This is a genomic window from Streptomyces sparsus (assembly GCF_054776295.1).
Genome location: NZ_BAAHCA010001030.1, coordinates 1 through 1592 on the forward strand (window position 1 = coordinate 1; position 1592 = coordinate 1592).

Below are 1592 nucleotides of genomic sequence, written 5' to 3' on the forward strand. Positions count from 1 at the left end.
GGGCCGCAGCACCGGGACGGCCAGCAGGCCGGGCGACCGGCGGGCTCCCGCGGCGAGCGCGGTCAGGGTCGCGTCGGGGCCGATCTCGAGGAGCCGGTCGGCTCCGAGTGCTTCCAGGCAGGCGAGTCCGTCGGCGAACCGCACCGTCTCCCGGACGTGCCGGACCCAGTACTCGGGGTCGGTCAACTCCCCCTCGGCGGCGACCCGTCCGGTCAGGTCGGAGACGATCGGGATGCGGGGTTCGGCGTAGCCGACGTCGGCGGCGACCGCGCGGAACTCGGCGAGGGCCCCTTCCATGAGCGGCGAGTGGAAGGCGTGGCCGACCTTGAGGCGGGTGGTCTTGCGTCCCTGCGCGGCGAGGCGCTCGGTGATCCGCAGGACGGTCTCCTCGTCACCCGAGACGACCACCGAGCGGGGCCCGTTGACCGCGGCGAGCGCGGCCCGCTCCTCCTGACCCGCGAGCAGCGGCAGCACCTCCTCCTCGGACGCCTGGACGGCCACCATCGCCCCGCCCTCGGGCAGTGCCTGCATGAGCCGGCCGCGGGCGGCGACGAGTCGGCAGGCGTCGGGCAGCGTGAGGACGCCGGCGACGTGGGCGGCGGCGAGTTCACCCACGGAGTGCCCGAGCAGGTGGTCGGGGCGGACCCCCCAGCTCTCCAGCAGCCGGTAGAGCGCCACCTCGACGGCGAACAGGGCCGGCTGGGCGTATTCGGTCCGGGCCAGCGGCGCGGGGTCGTCACCGAGGACGACGTCGGCGAGGGGAAGCGGCAGCAGGCCGTCGAAGTGCGCGCACACCGTGTCGAAGACGTCGGCGTACACCGGGTGGGCGGCGTGCAACTCACGTCCCATGCCAGGGCGCTGGGTGCCCTGTCCGGCGAACAGGAACGCGGTGGTGCCCTCGGCGAGGGTGTCGCCGGTGACCACTGCGGGGCCGGTCTCCCCGGCTGCCAGGGCGGCCAGGCCGCTCAGCAGTTCCTCCCGGTCGGCACCGGCGACGACCGCGCGGTGTTCGAGCTGGGCACGGGTGAACGCCAGGGCGTGGGCGACGTCGCGGGAACGCAGGGCGGGCCGCTGCTCGACGTGGGACAGCAGGCGGGCCGCCTGGTCGCGCAGCGCGCTCTCACCACGGGCCGACACCAGCCAGGCCAGAGCCTGCGCGCGGGACGAGCCGTCGGACTGGTCCGCGGGGGCCGTGTCGACGGTCGGGGCCGTGTCGGCGGGGGGTTCCGCGAGGACGACGTGGGCGTTGGTGCCCGACACGCCGAAGGCGGAGACACCGGCCCGGCGCGGCCGGTCGGCGCGAGGCCAGGCGACGGCCTCGTCCAGCAGTCGCACCCGGCCCGACTCCCAGTCGACCCGGGAGGACGGGGCCGTGGCGTGCAGGGTGCGCGGCAGCGTGTTCTCGCGCAGCGCGAGCACCATCTTGATGATGCCGACGGCACCGGCGGCGGCCTGGGTGTGACCCAGGTTGGACTTCACCGAACCCAGCCACACCGGCCGCTCGTCGGGGCGGTCCTGGCCGTAGGTGGCGAGCAGCGCCTGCGCCTCGATGGGGTCGCCGAGTGAGGTGCCGGTGCCGTGCGCCTCCACCG

At 75.5% G+C, this 1592-nt stretch carries 1 protein-coding gene; it reads right to left on the reverse strand.

The window, feature by feature from the left end:
• Positions 1-1592: acyltransferase domain-containing protein (locus tag ACYVE9_RS26025; RefSeq protein ID WP_461030346.1), on the reverse strand; the 1592-nt coding region annotated here is incomplete at both ends.